This is a genomic window from candidate division TA06 bacterium (assembly GCA_016235665.1).
Taxonomy (GTDB): domain Bacteria; phylum Edwardsbacteria; class AC1; order AC1; family EtOH8; genus UBA5202.
The window spans coordinates 213,649-232,488 of sequence record JACRJI010000012.1 but is presented as its reverse complement, the minus strand read 5'-3'; the positions used below and the strand labels follow the sequence as shown (position 1 = coordinate 232,488).

Genomic DNA, 18,840 nt, shown 5'->3' with positions numbered 1-18,840 from the left:
TTTCACCTTAAATTTTATCTGTTCAATCCCCCAACCAACTAAACTGTATTTATATCACCAACGGCTTGAAAAAGCAAGAGAAAAAGCGCTCCGCTAAATGCGGAGCGCTTTTTCCGTGGCCTGAAACTTGTATTAGGCTGAAAACTAAGCCAATGCCTGCTTGCGGGAAAGGCTGTACTTCCCGGTATCGGGATCAACTTTGATCAGCTTGACCGTAATGGAGTCTCCCTCCTTGACAATGTCCTCCACCTTGTTGACCCGGGTCTTGTCCAGCTCGGAGATATGGACCAGCCCCTCGGTGCCCGGCATGAATTCCACAAAGGCCCCAAAGTTCATGATCTTCACCACCCGGCCCTGGTAGATCCGGCCCATCTCGGCTTCCACCGTCATGGCTTTGATCTTCTCAAAGCAGGCCTGGGCTCCGCCCACATCGACTGAAGCGATGGTGACCTTGCCTTCGTCGCTGATGTCAATTTTGACCGAAAATTCCTCCTGCAAAGCCCGGATCATCTTACCGCCGGGTCCGATGATCATCCCGATCTTCTCTACTGGAATGTTCAACGCCAATATCCTGGGTGCATAGACCGAGATCTCGGCATTGGGTGCGGAGATGATCTTCTCCATCTCGCCCAGGATGTGCATCCGCCCCTGGTGGGCCTGGGCCAGGGCCTTTTCCAGGATATCCTTGTTCAATCCCTGCACCTTGATGTCCAGCTGCAGGGCGGTAATGCCGTCCCTGGTGCCGGCCACCTTAAAGTCCATGTCGCCCAGGTGATCCTCCAGCCCCATGATGTCGGAAAGGATGGCCACCCGGCCCTGCTCCATCACCAGACCCATGGCGATGCCCGCCACCGGCGCCTTGATGGGCACCCCGGCGTCCATCAGCGAAAGCGAGGCTCCGCAGACCGAGGCCATGGAGGATGAGCCGTTCGATTCCAGGATGTCGGAGACCACCCGGACCGTATAGGGAAAAATATCTTCGGATGGTATCACCGGGGCCACCGCCCGCTCGGCCAGGGCGCCGTGCCCGATCTCCCGCCGTCCCGGTCCCCGGATGGGCTTGACCTCGCCCACCGAGAATGGCGGAAAGTTGTAGTGCAACATGTAGCTCTTGGAGTACTCACCCTCCAGGTCCTCGATCCGCTGTTCGTCGGAGGCCGTGCCCAGAGTGGTCACCGCCAGGCTCTGGGTCTCGCCCCGGGTGAAGATTGCCGAACCGTGGGTCCGGGGCAGAAACCCAATCTCCCCGGTGATGGGCCGGATCTGGGTCAGGCTCCGGCCGTCGGCCCGCTGGCCCTTGCTTAATATCCGCTCCCGCAGGTCGTGGCTTTGGATCTCCTCCACCATGGCGTTGATCTGCTTGCCGGTCTCGGTGAATTCTTCCTTCAGAGCCTCGGCGGCATCCTGGCAGATCTTCTTGATGGCATCCTGCCGCTCTTCCTTGTGGGGCAGGACATTGGCCGCCTGGATCTTGTCAATGGTCAAACCTTTGACCTTTTCCAGCAGTGCCTGGTTGACCGGGACGATCTCCACCTTGCGTTTGGGTTTGCCGCACAGGGCCACCAGTTCGTCCTGCAGGGCGATGATTTGCTTGATGTAATTATGCCCGAATTCGATGGCCTCGATGATCTCTATCTCCGAGACCTCGCGGGCCCCGGCCTCCACCATGGTGATGGAATCCTTGCTGCCGGCGATCACTATGTCCAGCCGGCTCTGCTCCAGTTGCTGAAAGGTGGGATTGATGATGAAATCGTTCCCCACCTTGCCCACCCGCACCGCGGCTATCGGCCCGTTAAAGGGAATGTCGGACAGCGACAGGGCGGCCGAGGCACCGGTCAGACCCAGGATGTCGGCATCGTTCTCCCGGTCGGCCGAAAGGATCAGGCAGACTATCTGCACTTCGTTCCGGTAGCCTTCTGGGAACAACGGCCTGATGGGCCGGTCTATCAGCCGGGCCGAAAGAATCTCCTTGTCCCGGGGCTTGCCCTCGCGCTTGAAGAATCCTCCGGGGATCCTTCCGGCGGCATAGGCCTGCTCCCGGTATTCCACCGACAGGGGAAAGAAATCGATTCCCTCCCGGGGCGAATCGGAGCCTACTGCTGTCGCCAGCACCACGGTCCCTCCGCAGCGCACCGTCACCGAGCCGTGGGCCTGTTTGGCGATCCTGCCGGTCTCGATGATGAGTTTGCGGCCGCCGATCTCCATTTCCTTGGTATGAACCATAAAACCTCCTTTTTTGTCCCAGGCTCCTTGAGTCTGGGCTTCTCCCGGCTTTTTTGTCCGGGAGGAATTGTTCCGGTTAGGTTAATGACAAGGGGCGATTTTAACCGTAAAATCGCCCCTCAAAGTGCCTCCGCTGAAGCTATGGCGCTTGAAGAAGACAATCATTAAGCGCAAGCGGATTTTACTTCCTTAAGTCTAATTTTTCCACGATGGCCCGGTAGCGTGCAGCATGACGTTTGAGAAGATAATCCAAAAGTCTCCGCCGGCGGCCCACCATCATCAGCAGCCCGCGCCGCGAGGCATGATCCTTCTTGTTGGCCTTGAGGTGCCCGGTCAGCTGGTTGATCCGCTCGGTCAGCAGGGCGATCTGGACCTCGGGGCTCCCGGTGTCGCTCTCGTGCTTCTTGTGGACTGTGATCACTTCCTGCTTCTTTTCCTTTTGCAAAGGCATGGTCTTTCCGTCTCCTAAAATGGGTTGTTTTTGATACGCCGCAACCTGCGAAGAGGGGCAGGCAGGGCAGGGTTAAATGACCTGTAATTATACCCTATTTATGACCCGTAAGTCAACTGTAAATAGAACCTTACAGGCCCAGATCGTCTGAGTCCAGCATAATGGTCACCGGCCCGTCGTTCTGGATCTCGACCATCATCTTGGCCCCAAAGCTTCCGGTCTGAACCTCGGTACCTGAGTTTTTGAGTATTTCCACGAATTTTTCATAAAGCTTTTCAGCTTTATCTGGGTCAGCCGAGTTGGTGAAGGACGGCCTCCTCCCCTTTTTGCAGTCGGCGTACAGGGTGAACTGGGAGACAACCAGCACCGCACCCTTGATGTCTGCCAGCGACAGGTTCATCTTGCCCTCGCCGTCCTCGAAGATCCTCAGATTTAGGCACTTGGCGGCCATCTGCTCCGCGGTCGACTCGGTGTCCCCGTGGGTGAACCCGCAGAGGATACAGAGGCCCTTGCCGATCTTCCCGATCACTGCGCCATCGACCGACACGCTGGCGGATGAGACCCGTTGGATGACTAACCGCATGATTGCAAATTTTTAAATGCAAATGTCATATTGCAAAATATTGCTCGTTGCCCTTTGATTTTTAAATTTACATTTTGCAATTTGAATTTTGCCTACTGGTGCTTGGCCACCACTTCCACCACATCGGGAAAATCTATCCCGTTACGCTTCAGGGTCTCCAGGGTGGGGACCCCGTCGGCGGTCCAGCCCCGGCGCTTGTAGACCGCCTCCACCAGTTTCTGGTAGCGGTCCTCCCGGTACTTGCGGTGCAGGGCCATCTTCTCCTCGGTGGATTTTCCGGCCGGGTCTATCTGCATCCAGTCCTTCAGCTGCTTGTCATAGCGCTCCTGGCGGGAATCGTATTCCTCTTTGGTGACCGGCCCCATGGCCCGGTAGGGCGGCTGGTCGTATTTTCTGACCCCCTTGCCCATTCTCAGGTCGAAAACCCGCTGGAACTGGTAGACCCGCTCCGACATCTTGATGATCTCCTCCTTGGTGATCTCGCGGCCGGTGACCCCGGAGAAAAGGTCAACGTAGTTCTGGACGTGTTCCGGCACCTTGGCCGCGTCCATGGGGGCGTTCTTGGTGCGGTTGTCCCCGGGCTCGATGTCGTTCCAGGGCAGCTTGCACAGGCCGTTCAGCCCGAACCAGGTGCGGAACATCGGGAAATAGTACAGGGCCTCTGCCTTGTCCTCAAAGCTGGGGATCTGGTTGTTGACCATGTCCATGAAGATCACCCAGGCCTCGTCGTGTTGGGGGCCCTTGTTGGTGAGATAGTAGCCGCCCTGCTGGGCCAGCGACTCTTTTGACATGTATTCCGACTGCTCCAGCCCCTTGCCCTCCAGCCCGATGTCCGTAAGAAAGGCGAAGTCTCCCCAGCCCTTATCGGCGAATATCCGCTTCATCCGCTGCACCCCCTGCCCGGCGATCAGGCCGAAACCCTCGCCCCGGGCCATCTGGTGCATCAGTTCCAATTGCGATTCCCCGTTGCCCCAGCTTAGGTCCAGCCCCCCGGTGCGCTCAGGCGTAAGGATGCCCCTCTGCCAGCACTCCATCACGAAGCCGGTGATGGTGCCGAAGCTGATGGTGTCTATGCCGTAGGTGTCGCAGTAGAAGTTGCATTCTATCACCCATAACGGATCGAAGATCCCGCAGTTGGAGCCGCAGCCGGCCGCGGTCTCGTATTCCGGCCCGTCCACCACCACTTTATGACCCTTATAGGGTCCGGTGCGCAGGGCGAACTCGTCCACCCCGTGGGCGCAGGCCATGGAACAGCCGTACCAGCAGCCGTCCGGGATGCCCTGGGTGAACTGCTTGATCCAGGTGGTCTTGTCTATCTTGGGGGCGTCCACATGGCTGCCGTACTGGAAGTTCATCACCGGCAGCAGGTCGTAGGAGTTCATCACGCCGACGATATTGGTGGTGCCCACCTTGCGCATCCCGCACATCTTGTCGTCGAAGTCGTGCATCTCCCTGTGCAGGCGGACCCCGGCCCGCTGGATCCGTCCCAGGTCGGCCGGATGGTTCATGTCGCCCTTCACCTGTGGCCCGTGGACGATCAGGGCCTTTATCTTCTTGTCCCTAAACACCGTGCCGATGCCGCCCCGGCCGGCCTGCTTAAGCCGGGTCACCTTGCGCCGCACGTCGTAATAGCTGAAGTTGAGGCAGCCGATCAGGCTGTGGGCGGCGGCGGCCCCGGAGCTTACCACCGAGACGTTGCGCAGGTCGGCCTCATCTGCGGCGTACTGGTGGGTGAACTGCTCGGCCGCGATGTGGGAATCCAGCGACTCTTTGGGCGCGGTCTCGATGGTCACTTTGCCCTTGACCCCATCCAGCACCACGATCACGTCCTCTTTGGCCTTGCCCTGGATCTCCAGTGCGTCGAAGCCTGAGAACTTCATCAGCGGGCCGAAATATCCGCCCACATTGGAATCGATGGGGATGTTGGTGATAGGCGACAGGGTGACCACCAGCGACTTGCCGGCCCCCGGGTACTGGGTGATGCCGCAGATGGGACCGGGGGAGATGATGATGTCGTTCTCCGGGTCGTTCCACTTGGTGTCGGGCTTGATGGCGTCCCACAGGTATTTCAGGCCAAAACCCCTCCCGCCGGTGAACACCTCTTTCATCTTTTCATCGATCTTCTTTTCGGTGATCTTGAAAGTGCTCAGATCGACATGCAGGGAGCGGTTGTTGTAGCCCCTTTGGGGCAGGCTGGGGGTAAAAGTATATTCGGCCAGCACTTTATGGGCCGCCTTCATCGCCTCGATGTCCTGGGTGTACCTGGTATATTCAAAGACCTTGTTCTCTTCCATTTTTTCTCCTGATTGGGGCGGGTTTAAAACCCGCCCTTACTATCGGTTGGGGCACGATGCATCGTGCCCTTACGTTTATAAGATTATTTCTCCGCTATCTCCAGCGCCTTCTCGGGGCAGGCCTTGACACAGGCCCCGCAGGCCACGCACTTGAAGGGCTCCCTCAGCTCGGGATGGGTGCGCATAGAAAGGGTGGGGCAGTAGCCCACACACATCAGGCAGCCCACGCAAAGCTTTTTATCCAGCATCACCACCCCTTGCTTGTTGCGCTTGAGGGCCACCACCGGGCAGACCGGCATGCACTCCCCGCACTGGTTGCAGACATTGATCTCGAACTTTCCGTCCGCTTCCTTGACCTGGATGGCCGACTTGGCGGGATCCTCGGTCTTGAAGAAGGTCTTGGAGCATATCTTCTCGCAGGCCCGCACCCCTTTGCATTTGGCCGGACTGGTCTTGAGATACTTCATTTGGTTTGACCTCGTGTGGTTTATATGATTATTTTGGTTTTTTGGTTTTTTCAGATATTGGATTTTCATTTTAGCATCAAACAGCCCCAAAATCAAGGATAAAAGATCTTAGAACTCCACCACTGCAGTGCTGTCACTGGGCACAAACTCAAACCCCAGATCCCTGGAAAGCCGGGACAGGTTTGACAGCACGGCCAATCCTTCCGGCCCCTTCAACGGCGTGGGTTTAAAGAACACTTTATTGTTGTCCACGCACAAGGGTATTAGCTCAATCCGTTTCAGGCCGGTGGGATAAAAGTTTGTTTTCAAGATCACGCTCTCGGTGCATTTCCGGCTGCGGGAACCAAAGGCGAAATTCCCCAAGCTGTAGGCGATCAGCTTTCCCTTGTATAGCTCCAGCCCCTGCAGGATATGGGGATGGTGCCCCAGCACCAGGTCCGCCCCGTTATCGATGCAAAAATGCGCCAGGGTCCTTTGGTAAAGCTTGGCTGTGTCCATCAACTCCGCCCCCCAGTGAAAGGAAACGACAACGATGTCCGCCAGTTCCTGGGAACTTTGGATGTCCTCTTTTATCTGGTTCTCATAAGCCGGAGCGGTCCCGGCCCTCTTGGCTGTAGCCCAAAACTGGGTGGGGTGCACCCGGGAATAGGAAAGAAAAGCCACTTTGATCCCGTTTCTTTCCACAATGGCGGGTTTCCGAGCCTCGGCCAGTGTCATCCCCGCGCCGCTATGAGCTATGCCTAATGAATCCAACAAGACCATGGTGGCTTTAAGCGGCTCCGGGCCATAGTCCATCATATGGTTGTTGGCCAGGGCCACCACGTCAAAACCGGCTTCCTTTATGCCGGCGGCCAGCCGGGGCGGGACCAGGAAGGTGAACTTCTTGTTAAAAGCTTTTCCCTTGGTGCCGTAGGGCGCCTCCAGGTTGCAGACGGCGATGTCTGCCTGGCGGATCAGGGAACCGGTGTTGGCGAAGGGATAATCCGGCCCGCTATCGTTGGCCCAGGGCGCCATGCTCCCGCCGGTCATCACATCACCCACCGCCAAAATTGAAACAGTTCCAGAATCTCTCTGCGCCCATGCCGGTAAGAATATGGTGAAAGTTAGAAGAATGAATGTTTTTAATGCTCGCATCTGATAACCTGATAATTATTTCTTTTATTCCGTGTTTCAGTGGTAAGGTGTCCCGGCCATAAAAAAACCCAGTCCATTATACCATAAAATGAACTGGGAAAAAATACCTGGGACAAACAGTATCAAAACATCCGGGCGGCCAGGATATAGCTGCCGGGATCTTTGGGCTGTCCGTTGACCATCACTTCGTAATGCAGATGGGGCCCGGTCACCCGGCCGGTCTGGCCCACCAGAGCCACTACCTGGCCCCGGCTCACATTCTGCCCCACCGATACTTTGATGAGTGAGCAGTGGGCATACCTGGTGGATATCCCGTATCCGTGGTCCAGTTCCAGACAAAGGCCGTAGTTGTTGCGGTAGCCCACGAACTTGACCGACCCGGCGGCCGGGGCCGCAATGATGGTTCCGTCTGGACCGGAGATGTCTATCCCCTCGTGCATCCGCAGCTCGCCCACCAGCGGATCGCGCCGCACGCCGAAGGTGCTGATGATCCATCCCGGAGTAGGCTGGATCGAGGGAAGGTGGTTCCACATCTCCTGTTTTTCGCTTAAGGCGGAAACAATGGCCTCAAAACTTTCCAGCTGCAGGCGGGCTTCCCGGTCCAGCTTCTCCAGGTCCTGCTGTACTGTCTGCAGGCTGGCGGCGGTGCCGGGGGTGATCCCCTCGGGCAATGGAGCCGGAGCCAAACCGCCCACACCCACCCTCCGGACATCCGGGTCAATGGGAGACAGACCTGTCATCATCCGAACCTTGGAATCGAAGCTGACGAAATCATTGATCTGGCCCTGCAGTCCGGCCAGGGTTTTTCCGAATTCAGAAACCTTATCACGCAGTATCCGGTTCTCCAGTTTCAGGGTCTGCAGCATAGAGACGTCTACTACTTTGTTGACATAGCCGGTGGTCACTAGCGCCAGGCCCAATAGGATGAAAACGGCTAAAACAGCCAGTGTCTTGGCGGCCCAGGTGGGCAGCCTTAAAGTGACGGTCCGGCCGCTTTGATGCGGTACTATTATCAGGGTTAAATATGTCTTGTCCTTGATGGCCATAAATATCTGTTAAATAGAAAAGATTGCCAAAACCTGAATAGGCTTCAGTCCCAGTATAAAGATAACATAAAAATGTAACGTTTGTCAAGCGAAATCTGCTGTGTTTATTGGTACCCCACCACTCGGCCCGACTTGGTCTCCACCTTGACCTCGGGTATGGCCTTCAACCTGATGATGAAGGCGTAGGACCAGTTATCCCGGCTCTTGCTGCTGGAAAACCTGGCCTCCCAGCAATGCAGATCCCGGAACAATGAATAGTCCTGGGTGATCATCTCCCCGGTTTTTATGTTATAGTAACGGTGGTAACTGACGTTCCAGTTCCTGGTCAGGTTGAAATTGACCGAACCGTTCAAGTCAGAACCGGTAACCCCCATGTTTTTAAGCCAGTTCTGGCCGAAACCAAAATTGATTGACCAGGGCAGTCCCTTGGCTGGTTTCGGGACTGGGATGGCGGTGGTATCCGGCTTAGCCCCCAAACTGTCGCTGCCTTGTATTGTCAGACTGTCAGCAGACAGGGTATCAGCCGGTAAGACGGCAGCTTTGGTCAAAGTATCGGTTTGCATTCCGGCGGCGATGGAATCCGTTGAATCTGCTAAAACCAGGGCCGAGTCCTTGGGCTCCAGCCAGCCCAGCCATTTGCCGGAAATACCGTAACTCATGTCCAACCTGGCGGATTGGTTCCTCTTCTGATAAAAGTTGTAAACCCAGGAAAACCGGCAATTCAATGGGCTTAGATTGGGCAATAATTGAACATCGCTGGAAAGTTCGCTCCACTTTTCACCTGTAGCCAGGAAATTATAACTGGTGTTCGAGTATATGATCAGCAGGTCTATCTTCCGTTCCGTGGTGTCTTTTTTAATCTTGGCTTGGAACTGCTGTTCCAGTCTATAACCCATGTTTCTGCTTTCACTCTGTCCACTGCCCAAAAAGCCATAGAACCTGCCCTGGTCTATCTTGGGGGTGTAGGAAAATGAGGCCTGGGGTTTTACCACATGACGCAGAGCCTTGAGCTTGCGGTTCCCGAATTCCAGCAGGCCGTAAATGGTGGTACTGGCGCCTATTCCGCCGCCGTAAAGCCAGCGCAGGGAGTTGCGGTTCTGGCTGGTGTCACGATCATACCAGGTGCCGGATACTTTTGCGTTGGGGTTCAGGTTTATCCAGCGTAAAACATTGAAGGTGGCATCCAAATTGATGTTATTCTCCCAGCCTTGGTGTTTTTCGGTCATCAGCGTATCCCTCTTGTCCGTAGCCAGAAAGTGGGAGGTTCCTGAGAATCCCAGCAAGCCCTTGATGATATCCTTGCGGTAAAGGCTGACGGTGACTTCCGGCAATCGGCTGCTTTTGGTCTCAGTTTCCAGGTTGTTGTCGTGGTCCACCGCCCCGGTCAGGCTGGCGATGTTGGACAAGGGGGTGTTGACTGCCAGGTAGGAATGCAGGTTGCGGTCCATCCGGACGGCGCGGTTTTCAGAAAAATCGGTGTAATAGTTGCGGTCGCTGACGAAATTGGCGTTGCCGTTGAGATAGGTCCTCTTGCCCAGCACCTGGCTGTATAATCCGTTCAGGCTCCAGCGCTGGTAGCCTGTGTTCCGGTCATTCTGGTAGGAAAAATTCAAAGTGGAAGTAAACCTGGGCGGCATCATGTAGCGGGCCTCAAAATTTCCCCGCCAACCGATGTTTTCCAGGAAGTCAGCCGAAGCTGTGGCGTCAGATCGGTCGTTGAACACCTGATAATAGGCCAGGTTCTTGACGAATGCCCCCTCGTAGTTGTTGCTGCCGAACCGGGGCATCAAAAAGCCGGAATGCCTTTCCTTGCGCATGGGAAAGAACCAGAAGGGGATGGCCAGCACCGGGATCCCTTTGAAGCATAAGAGCACCGGCTGGGCCACGATCTTGTCATTAAGATAGATCTTCATCTGCCGCGACCAGAAGTAAAAGTGCGGTGTATCGCAGTCACAGGTGGTGTAGCGGCCGTAGTCGATGTTAAGCACCCGGTCGTCCACCTGACGGACCCGGCGCCCCCAGTAGCGGCCCTTGTTGAAATCGGTGTTGCCGTTGTATATCCAGCCCAGCCGGGTCTTGAAATCATAGACCATCCGGTCGCCCCTGATGGGCTCCTTGCCGTCGTACAGCACCGGACTTTTGTCCACGGTCAGCATCTGGTTCTTGGTGTCCAGGCTGATGCTGTCCCCGGTAACTTTTATCTCCTTGTATCGCACCTCGGCCTTTCCGGTCAGGTTGATCAGGCTCAGGTCCAGCCGGTAGTCTATCTTGTCTGCCAGATAACGAATGGCGGTTTTGGTGGTGTCGTCATTGGCCAGGTCCCATTCGTTGGAAACAGTTTTGATGTTGCTGTCTTTCTTGGATTTTGAAGAATCAGGCCAGGCAGAAACATCTGATACCCCCGGCAGCGAATCGGCGGCCCCTGTTTCCGCCGGCGGCGCTGATATCTGGCCACACAGCGGCTCCGGAACGGCCGTCAGACTGAAGGCTGCCAAAAACAAAAACAGCGGCCAGTACCCCAAGGGCCGCCGCCTATGTCGCCGGAGTTTTATCATCGTAGAAAAAACGTTTTATCTGTTGCTTTAAAATTCTTAAGCCTGGTGGGCCTTTTATTCATACAGAGCCACAAAGCACACAAAGATTTTTAGTAAATCATTAATAATGTAAAAAGATTCTCCCGTCAACTGTCTTCAGACTAAAAAAATAATATGTATGGATAACCTCTTAGTGTTCTCTGTGGCTTAGTGAGATTAAAAATCAGTCAAAATATTACATCATTTATCTGCGGCTGGGCCGGCACCAGCCCGGTATTCTTCTTTTATGGTAATGACGATCATCAGGGCCACTCCCACCATCACCGCGCTGTCGGCTATGTTGAAGGTGTACCAGCGGTCCAGGTAAAAGCCCGGGAATTTGAGGATCCCCGCCTGGAACGGGTGAATGATGATGTCCGGCATGTCGCAGTCTATGAAGTCGGTCACCGCCCCGGTGCGGAACCTGTCCAGCATGTTGCCGGCCGCCCCGCCCAGGATGGAACCGGTGGCTAGTGCCGCCAATAGGCTCCGGCTCTGGCTGCGAAGGTAAAAATATAGTATGGCAGTGATGGCCAGAAGCGACAGGGGCAGCATCAGGTAGCGGCTGAATGGGCCAAAGGAAATGCCCATCACTCCGTTGCTGTTGGTAATGTGGGTGAATTGCAGAACCTTGCCCAATACTTCATGGCTTTCCCCCAGGGCCAGACGGGATTCCACCAAAAGCTTGGTCCAGCGGTCCAGCACAAACACACCCAATGTCACCGCGATTATGACAATGCGGTTGCGCAGTCGTATTTCAGTCACAAAAGCCCCTTACTGTTCCTTGTTGCCGTTCTTGACGATCTGTTCGGCCTGACGGCTGCATTTGATGCAGTACCGGGCGTAGGGCATGGCCTCCAGCCTGGCCGGATCAACCTCTTTGCCGCAGCTATCGCAGATCCCGAACTTGCCGTCCTTGGCCCTCATCAGGGCCTGGTCGATCTCGTACAGCTCGTTGCCCTTGCTGGAGGCCAGGAACACGCTCTTTTCTTTTTCCATGGTGTCGGAGCCCTGGTCGGCCGGGTGGTAGGAAGCCGAGGAAAGATCCCCGGACGATTCCTTCTGACTGGCCATCAGCCCCTCGCTTTTGATCTGAGCCAGCTCGGTGATAAAGCGCTTCCTTTCGTCCAGCAGGATGGCCTCGTACTTTTGCAGGTCTTTTTTGTTCATGCCGGGTTGATACCTCCTTAGGATTTTACCTGTTCTATGACTAAGTTGATGGGATGGCCGTTGATTTGCATCTGCTGCCCGGCTGTTTCCGGCGATCCCGTTTTTAATTCCAGGGCCAGGGTCTCGTTCATGATATAGGTCTTGAATTTAATGATGGCCGCCGCCAGTTCGGGGTCCGTGCTGTAATAGACATTGATCCGGTCGGAGACCTCAAAGCCGGACTCCTTGCGGATGTTCTGGATACCGTGCACCAGCTCACGGGCACAGCCCTCGGCGGTCAGCTCCGGGGTCAAAGTGATGTCCAAAGCTGCCAGATCTCCGCCTTCCTCCTTGACCATTAGCCCGGGTTTGGAGACGGCGGTGATCTCCGCGTCCCCGGTTTCGACCTCAAATTGACCAGCCGGTATTTGAATGGAATATCTGCCCTGGGCTTTAAATGTTTTCACCTGCCGTCCGTCAAGTTTTAATAACTCTTCGGCTATGGCTTTGGCGTTGGGGCCGAACTTTGGTCCCAGTTTGGAGACCAACCCTTTGGCCTGGTAGTCCACCAGGCTGTCGGCATCGGCCGCTTGCTCCACCGCCTTGATGTTGACCTCGTCCCGGATGATCTCCTGGTGCCTTAGCACCGCATCCCAATTGGCGGTCTGATCACCCTTGAATAGAAGCCGGGCTAGCGGTTGGCGCACCTTCATCTTGGCCTCTTTGCGGGCGGCGTGGCCCAGCGAGACCACCTTGCGGACCACCTCCATCTCCTGCGAGAGTTTCTGGTCCGTCATTTTTTCGTCGGCCTGGGGATAGACGGTCAGGTGGACGCTCTGGGGCGCCGAGGCGTCAATTGACCGCACCAGGTTCTGGTACATCTCCTCGGCCCAGAAAGGCATGATGGGCGACATCAGTCTTATCAGGGTCTCCAGGCAGGTGTACAGCGTCAGGTAGGCGGCCTCTTTGTCGGAGTCGGACTCCGATTTCCAGAAGCGCCGCCGGGACCGCCGCACGTACCAGGTGGAAAGGTCCTCGGTGAATGATTCCAGTTTCTTGCAGGCCAAGGCCGCATCGTAGTTGTCCAGATTCTGGCGGGTGTTCTTCACCAGCAGGTTCAGCTCGGACAGGATCCAGCGGTCCAGCAGGGAAAGCCCGCATTTGTCCAGGCTTTTCCCTTTAGGAACGAACCCGTCCAGCTTGGCGTAGGTAATGTAGAAGGAATAGACGTTGTGCAGGGTCAGCAGCTTGCGTTTGAACTCGGTGGCCATGTGGTAGCCGAAATTCAGGTTCTGCACCGGATTCTGGCAGCAGAACACCCAGCGCATCAGGTCCGCCCCGATCTTTCCGGCCGCCTCGTCAAAGGGAATTGAGTTGCCCGCCGACTTGTGCATGTCATCGCCCTTCTCGTCCTTGACCAGGGCGTGGCCCAGCAGGCATTCAAAGGGCGCCCGTCCCTCCAGCACCGTGCTCATGGTCAGAATGGCATAGAACCAGTTGCGGAACTGGCCGGGAAAACACTCGGTGATGAACTCGGCCGGAAACCACTGCTGCCAGTACTCCCGGTTGACGGGATAGGCCTGGGAAGGATCGTAACGGTATTTCCCGGACTTCTCCTTGTCCGGAGTAAAGCATTTTTCCGGCGGCATAACTGTGGAGAACATCACGATCCCGGCGTCCAGCCAGGGATTGCCCACGTCGCGGATGCGGGCAGCGTCCTGGCCGCACTTGGAGCACTTGATCTTTATCTCGTCCACCCAGGGGCGGTGTGGGGTGCGGCCGTCGAATTTATCCCAGCCGGAAACGGTCCGGGATTTGAGATCTTCGTAGCCGCCGGCCACATCAAAGTTGCCGCAGGAGCACTGGAAGATGGGCAGGGCCAGCCCCCAGTAGCGTTTTTTGGAGATGCACCAGTCGCCCATGTTCTTCAGCCAGTCCAGCTCCCGGTCCAGGCCGTAGTCCGGGATCCAGCGGGCCTGCTTGACCGAGTCCATGATGCGGTAGCGCAGACTGTGTTTTTTCTCCTCGGCTGTCACTTGGTCGTAGGGCTTGTCGTAGACCGGTCCCATGCTGATGAACCACTCGTCCACCAAGCGGAACACCAGCTCGGAGTGGCAGCGCCAGCACTCGGGATAGCGATGGGTGATCTTTTGGGCATAGTACAGAACCCCCCGTTTCTTCAGGTCCTCGCCGATGGCTTCGGCCACCTCGTTGACATTTTTGCCGCTAAGCCAGTCAAACCCGTCCAGGTAGACCCCGGCCTCATCCAGCGGGGCCACCACTTTCAGGTCCTCAACTTTGGAAAGGGCAAAGTCTTCCTTGCCGCAGCCCGGCGCGATGTGCACCATACCGGTGCCGTCCTCCTCGGTCACTTCCTTCCAGGCCACGGTCCGGTGCTCTATGCCCTGCTGGGCCGACAGATGGTCGAACGGCCCTTCATACTTAAGGCCCACCAATTCCCGTCCGGGAAGTTCCGAGATGATTTCGTAATCCTTTTTTAGGATCTCCTTGCGGCCCTTGGCCAGGTAATAAACATTCCCCTCCTGGCGCACCTTAAGATAGGTGAAATCGGGGTGCACCGCCACCGCGGTGTTGGAGGTCAGGGTCCAGGGGGTGGTGGTCCAGACCAGCAGGTATTCCTTTTCCCGGCCCAGGATGGGCAGCTGGATGTAGACGCTCTTGTGGGTCATCTCCTGGTAGCCCTCGGTGGCGATCTCCATGTCCGAGAGGGCTATGCCGCAGCGGGTGCACCAGGGCATCACGTCGCGGCCCTTGTAGATCCAGCCCTGGTCGTGGCATTTTTTAAGAAAATGCCAGATGGCGTAATTATTGTCCGGGGCCATGGTGAAATAGGAGTTATCCCAATCCATCCAGTGGCCCAGCCGAATGGACTGCTCGGTCTGGATCCGGGAGAACTTGTCCACCCGCTCCTTGCACTTATTGACGAAGTTGCCGATGCCGTAGGCTTCTATGTCCTTCTTGGACTTGAAGCCCAGCTCCTTTTCCACCTCCACCTCCACCCACAGACCCTGGCAGTCAAAGCCGTTCTGGTAGCGGGCGTCGTAGCCCTGCATGGCCTTGTAGCGGTGGTAGAGGTCCTTGTAGGTGCGGCCCCAGGCGTGGTGCACCCCCATGGGGTTGTTGGCGGTGATCGGCCCATCCACGAAACGGAATTTCTTGGCCGAGCCGCGATTGCGGGCCGCCAGTTTTTCAAAGGTCTTGTTGTCTTCCCAGAATTTCAGTATTCTTTTTTCCAGTTCGGGAAAGTCAAGATTTTGGGGAACGTCCTGGTACATATGTCTTTCTTAAAATTGCACGCTTAAGGCTGTTTTGATCTCGTTGCTCTGCGGTAGGAATTCATAGGTCAGCCCGTATTTTTTGCGGACCTTCAGGTTGTAACGGTTGACGCTGCGATTGGCCACCACCACGTCGGCCACCCGCAGGACCACGTAGACCAGGGCCCAGCCGCCGGCGCCCGAACTGTTGTCGGTGACCGCCTGGACCGTGGCGGCTGACTGGGCGGTGATGGATCCCAGGAAAAAGAAGGCCGACCGTCCGTAACTCTTGGCGTAGAAGTTGCCTGCCCCCGGTATCACCAGCGACCAGAACAGCGCCCAGCCCTTGGATTTGAATTCCTGCTGGGCCTGGCCCTCCAGCAGCCGCTGCATCATCACCTCGGTCTGGGGCGTGGCCTGGGTCTGGACCGGGGTCTGGGCCTGGATCTCCCGCTTGCCGGAAAGCTCCTCGGCCACCTCCCTCATGCCCACGGTCAGCAGGAATTCCATCTGGCCCTTGTAATCCCGGGCCGAGGTCACCTCCACCTTGCCGGTCTTCAGGTCTATCAGCCTCAGCTGGGCGGCGTAAACATCGCCGATCCTGCCCAAACTGCCGCCGATCATCTTCTGAACCGGCAGCATCCGCCCGGCCTCCACCAGGCAGGCGGTCTCGTCGCAGGCCCCGGTCTGCTGGAATCCCTGCTCCTTTAGGATCTCGTCCATCTTGTCGCGTTCCAGCACATCAAATGTCCCGGCCCGCTGCAGCTCTATGGTCAGCCGGTCGGTCAGGAACCTGGTGTCCTGCTCCGAAATACCGGACCCCTTCAGGTTCATCACCGCCACTGCGGTCTTGCGGTCGGTCTGGGCTTGAAGAATTGAAGAGATCGCTGATAAAACGATCATTGTCAGCAGGATTTTTTTCATCTTCGTTTTTCCTTTAGGTTAAATAGAAAACTCTTCAGATTGCTGGGCAAGCTTATCTGTCTCAGTACGGCATTATGATATCCGTTTGAATCCCCGTGGATCCGTGTGGATCGTTCGGCTGAGCAGTTCGACAAACTCGCTATGACACTTGCCGATGCCCCTGTGATATTAGACCTCGAGTTCCTCGTAATGGGAAAGTTTCTTGAATTCCTTGAACCTTTGTTCGATCTCGTCCTTGGTCAGGGTCTTCAGCCGTTCCATCGAGAATTTCTCCACGTTGAACGAGGCCATAACGCTGCCGTAGATCATGGCCCGTCTTAAGACCCGGTCGTTGAGATCACTCTTGGAGGCCAGATATCCCATGAACCCCCCGGCAAAGCTGTCGCCGGCCCCGGTGGGATCAAACACATCTTCCACCGGAAAGGCCGGAACGGAAAATACAGTATGACCGGAGAACAGCATGGCTCCGTGCTCGCCCTTCTTGATCACCAGTATCTTTGGCCCCATGTCCCGGATGGCCCTGGCGGCCTTGACCAGGTTGGGGACCCCGGCCAGCATCCTGGCCTCGGCGTCGTTGATGAACATGATGTCCACCAGCCTGATGGTCTTAAGCAATTCTTCCCGGTTGCCCTGGATCCAGAAGTTCATGGTGTCGCAGCCGATGGCCAGCGGTTTGCTGACCTTGCCGATCACCTCCCGCTGCAGGGCCGGGTGAATGTTGCCCAGGAACAGGAACTCGGCCTGCTGGTGGGCTTCCGACAGCTTGGGATGGAAGGTTTCGAACACGTTGAGGTGGGTGGCGTGGGTCTTGGCCTCGTTCATGTCGTATTCGTAGGAGCCCGCCCAGCGGAAGGTCTGGCCCTTGGCGGTTTCCAGGCCGGAAAGGTCCACTCCCCGCTTGGCCAGGAAGTCGATGTCCGCCTTGGGAAAGTCCTCGCCGATCACGCCCACCAGGCTGACCTTGGTGAAGAAACTGGCGGCCGATGAGAAATAGAGGGCGCTGCCGCCCAAAGCTTCCTTGGCCTCGCCGAACGGGGTTTTTACCGAATCCAGTGCGATGGAACCGACCACTGTTATTGACATGATACCTCTTCTGCTGCTGTTTGAAATGTTTGATAAGTTTGAATCGTTTGAAACTGTTCAAACCAGTTCAAACTGTTTCAAACATATTTTATTGCATCTTAGCTACCACCTGTTTCACCAGCCGGACGAATTTGACTTCGGCCTGGCCGGCCACCGCGATGACCTCCTCCAGGCTGACCGAGCGCATGGCCTCGGGAAAGCCCATGTCGGTGATGATTGAGAATCCCATGACTTTGAGTCCGGAATGCCGGGCCACTATCACCTCGGGCACGGTGGACATGCCCACCACGTCGGCCCCCAGGATGCGGACCATCCGGTATTCGGCCCCGGTCTCCAAAGTCGGCCCGGTCAGGGCCAGGTAGACGCCCTTCTGAACCTTGATCTTTTCCTCCAGCGCCACCGACTCGGCCAGGGACAGCAGTTCCTGGTCATAGAGATCGTACATATCGGGGAAACGGGGGCCCAGGGTCTCGTCGTTCTTGCCGATCAGCGGGTGCCCGCCCATCAGGTTGATATGGTCGGAGATCAGCATGATGTCGCCGGCCCGGTGGGCGGGGTTGACCCCGCCGCAGGCGTTGGAGACGATCAGGGTCCTCACCCCCATGGCCTTCATCACCCGCACCGGAAAGGTCACCTGCTGCAGGCTGTAGCCTTCGTAGAAATGGAAGCGGCCCTGCATGGCCATCACGTATTTCCCCGAGAGACGGCCGAAGATCAGCTTGCCTGCGTGGCTCTCCACGGTGGAGACCGGAAAGTTGGGGATGGTCTCATAGGAGATGGTGTCGATGATCTCGATCTCCTTGACCAGCCCGCCCAGCCCTGTGCCCAGGATGATGCCGATCTGGGGAACGACCTTGGTCTTTGACTTCAGAAATTCCGAAGTCTCCTGGATCTTCTGTTTCAATTCGCTCATTTTATTTCTTCCCCGGTTGTGTGTGTTTCAGTTTGAACCTGGGGCGGTTCTTCTGTCTGCGGAACTTCGGGGATCGTCAGCTTGGCGGTCTCCATCAAGGTGGAAAGCATCCTCTGCATGTCGGCCATCTTCTGCTCGTCCATGGCCCGGCCCGGCTGGCTGGGGATCTCGGGGGCCTTGGCCTCCGGGGGCGCCTCCTCCTTTTTGCTTCCGGCAAAGATGTTGGTCTGGATCCTGACCCCGGAATCCATCTCCTGATACTGCAGGATCTCCAGATGGGAATCCAGCAGACTGCGGAACTTGGCCAGGTATCCGGTGCGCATGTTCTTGAGATCGGCGATCTGGCGCTGCAGGTCCATCAGCCGGGCCCGGGCCTCGCCGATGATCTGGTCGGCCTTGAATTGGGCTTCCTTGATCACCAGGTCTCCCCGCTGCTCCGCGTTCTTGCGCAGCTCCTCGGAGGTCTTCTGGGCCGAGAGCAGGGTGTCCTGGAGGGTCTTCTCCATCCGGCGGTAATCGTCCACCTTGGTCTCCAGTCCTTCCAGCCGCTCGGCCAGGCTGGTGTTCTCCCGGATCAGCTCTTCCACCTCGCCGGCCACCATCTCCAGAAAAGCCTGGACCTCGGACGGATCCGATCCGCCCATGGATTTTTTCTTAAAGGTCTGCTTGCGTATATCTAGAGGGGTCAGCTTCATAGGGGACCTCCTAAAGTTTAGATTTCTGAG

At 56.6% G+C, this 18,840-nt stretch carries 15 protein-coding genes; all 15 read right to left on the bottom strand.

The features are described 5' to 3' along the window. Positions 1–144 precede the first annotated feature (144 nt). Positions 145–2,223, bottom strand: coding sequence for a polyribonucleotide nucleotidyltransferase (pnp, locus tag HZA73_07745; protein MBI5805923.1), 2,079 nt, complete (start codon positions 2,221–2,223; stop codon positions 145–147). A gap of 181 nt (positions 2,224–2,404) precedes the next feature. Then, positions 2,405–2,674: a 30S ribosomal protein S15 gene (rpsO, locus tag HZA73_07740; GenBank protein ID MBI5805922.1), complete on the bottom strand. Its 270-nt coding sequence runs from the start codon at positions 2,672–2,674 to the stop codon at positions 2,405–2,407. Between the two features lie 130 nt (positions 2,675–2,804). Then, positions 2,805–3,257 carry a D-tyrosyl-tRNA(Tyr) deacylase gene (locus HZA73_07735; protein ID MBI5805921.1) on the bottom strand — a complete coding sequence of 151 codons (453 nt, stop codon included), beginning with the start codon at positions 3,255–3,257 and terminating at the stop codon, positions 2,805–2,807. Between the two features lie 92 nt (positions 3,258–3,349). Then, positions 3,350–5,497, bottom strand: a complete 2,148-nt coding sequence (locus tag HZA73_07730; protein ID MBI5805920.1) for an aldehyde:ferredoxin oxidoreductase — start codon at positions 5,495–5,497, stop codon at positions 3,350–3,352. A gap of 137 nt (positions 5,498–5,634) precedes the next feature. After that, on the bottom strand, positions 5,635–6,018 hold the full coding sequence (locus HZA73_07725; GenBank protein ID MBI5805919.1) for a 4Fe-4S binding protein: 384 nt from the start codon (positions 6,016–6,018) through the stop codon (positions 5,635–5,637). A 108-nt stretch (positions 6,019–6,126) separates the two neighbouring features. Next, on the bottom strand, positions 6,127–7,152 hold the full coding sequence (locus HZA73_07720; protein ID MBI5805918.1) for a CapA family protein: 1,026 nt from the start codon (positions 7,150–7,152) through the stop codon (positions 6,127–6,129). Between the two features lie 122 nt (positions 7,153–7,274). Continuing rightward, positions 7,275–8,198 (bottom strand): M23 family metallopeptidase, encoded by a 924-nt coding sequence (locus HZA73_07715; protein ID MBI5805917.1) that lies wholly within the window; start codon positions 8,196–8,198, stop codon positions 7,275–7,277. 104 nt (positions 8,199–8,302) lie between these two features. Further along, positions 8,303–10,720: an LPS-assembly protein LptD gene (locus HZA73_07710; protein MBI5805916.1), complete on the bottom strand. Its 2,418-nt coding sequence runs from the start codon at positions 10,718–10,720 to the stop codon at positions 8,303–8,305. 252 nt (positions 10,721–10,972) lie between these two features. Beyond that, a complete protein-coding gene (locus tag HZA73_07705) occupies positions 10,973–11,536 on the bottom strand; it encodes a signal peptidase II (GenBank protein ID MBI5805915.1) in 564 nt (187 codons plus the stop codon). Between the two features lie 9 nt (positions 11,537–11,545). Then, on the bottom strand, positions 11,546–11,941 hold the full coding sequence (locus tag HZA73_07700) for a TraR/DksA C4-type zinc finger protein (GenBank protein MBI5805914.1): 396 nt from the start codon (positions 11,939–11,941) through the stop codon (positions 11,546–11,548). Positions 11,942–11,958: 17 nt separating this feature from the next. Then, positions 11,959–15,216: an isoleucine--tRNA ligase gene (locus HZA73_07695; GenBank protein ID MBI5805913.1), complete on the bottom strand. Its 3,258-nt coding sequence runs from the start codon at positions 15,214–15,216 to the stop codon at positions 11,959–11,961. A gap of 9 nt (positions 15,217–15,225) precedes the next feature. Continuing rightward, positions 15,226–16,119 (bottom strand): hypothetical protein, encoded by an 894-nt coding sequence (locus tag HZA73_07690; GenBank protein ID MBI5805912.1) that lies wholly within the window; start codon positions 16,117–16,119, stop codon positions 15,226–15,228. A gap of 168 nt (positions 16,120–16,287) precedes the next feature. Beyond that, on the bottom strand, positions 16,288–17,202 hold the full coding sequence (locus HZA73_07685; protein ID MBI5805911.1) for a sugar kinase: 915 nt from the start codon (positions 17,200–17,202) through the stop codon (positions 16,288–16,290). An 88-nt stretch (positions 17,203–17,290) separates the two neighbouring features. Continuing rightward, positions 17,291–18,115, bottom strand: coding sequence for a purine-nucleoside phosphorylase (locus HZA73_07680; protein ID MBI5805910.1), 825 nt, complete (start codon positions 18,113–18,115; stop codon positions 17,291–17,293). Further along, complete coding sequence (locus HZA73_07675; protein MBI5805909.1) at positions 18,112–18,810, bottom strand: DivIVA domain-containing protein; 699 nt, start codon at positions 18,808–18,810, stop codon at positions 18,112–18,114. Before HZA73_07675 ends, HZA73_07680 begins: the two co-directional genes overlap by 4 nt. Positions 18,811–18,840 lie beyond the last annotated feature (30 nt).

Bases quoted from the DNA above. Each gene is read 5' to 3' on its own strand.
- pnp (MBI5805923.1), bottom strand. From the start codon at position 2,223: ATGGTTCATACCAAGGAAATGGAGATCGGCGGCCGCAAACTCATCATC.
- HZA73_07720 (MBI5805918.1), bottom strand. From the start codon at position 7,152: ATGCGAGCATTAAAAACATTCATTCTTCTAACTTTCACCATATTCTTA.
- HZA73_07690 (MBI5805912.1), bottom strand. From the start codon at position 16,119: ATGAAAAAAATCCTGCTGACAATGATCGTTTTATCAGCGATCTCTTCA.
- HZA73_07685 (MBI5805911.1), bottom strand. From the start codon at position 17,202: ATGTCAATAACAGTGGTCGGTTCCATCGCACTGGATTCGGTAAAAACC.
- rpsO (MBI5805922.1), bottom strand. From the start codon at position 2,674: ATGCCTTTGCAAAAGGAAAAGAAGCAGGAAGTGATCACAGTCCACAAG.
- HZA73_07675 (MBI5805909.1), bottom strand. From the start codon at position 18,810: ATGAAGCTGACCCCTCTAGATATACGCAAGCAGACCTTTAAGAAAAAA.
- HZA73_07715 (MBI5805917.1), bottom strand. From the start codon at position 8,198: ATGGCCATCAAGGACAAGACATATTTAACCCTGATAATAGTACCGCAT.
- HZA73_07730 (MBI5805920.1), bottom strand. From the start codon at position 5,497: ATGAAGGCGGCCCATAAAGTGCTGGCCGAATATACTTTTACCCCCAGC.
- HZA73_07725 (MBI5805919.1), bottom strand. From the start codon at position 6,018: ATGAAGTATCTCAAGACCAGTCCGGCCAAATGCAAAGGGGTGCGGGCC.
- HZA73_07695 (MBI5805913.1), bottom strand. From the start codon at position 15,216: ATGTACCAGGACGTTCCCCAAAATCTTGACTTTCCCGAACTGGAAAAA.
- HZA73_07735 (MBI5805921.1), bottom strand. From the start codon at position 3,257: ATGCGGTTAGTCATCCAACGGGTCTCATCCGCCAGCGTGTCGGTCGAT.
- HZA73_07700 (MBI5805914.1), bottom strand. From the start codon at position 11,941: ATGAACAAAAAAGACCTGCAAAAGTACGAGGCCATCCTGCTGGACGAA.
- HZA73_07680 (MBI5805910.1), bottom strand. From the start codon at position 18,115: ATGAGCGAATTGAAACAGAAGATCCAGGAGACTTCGGAATTTCTGAAG.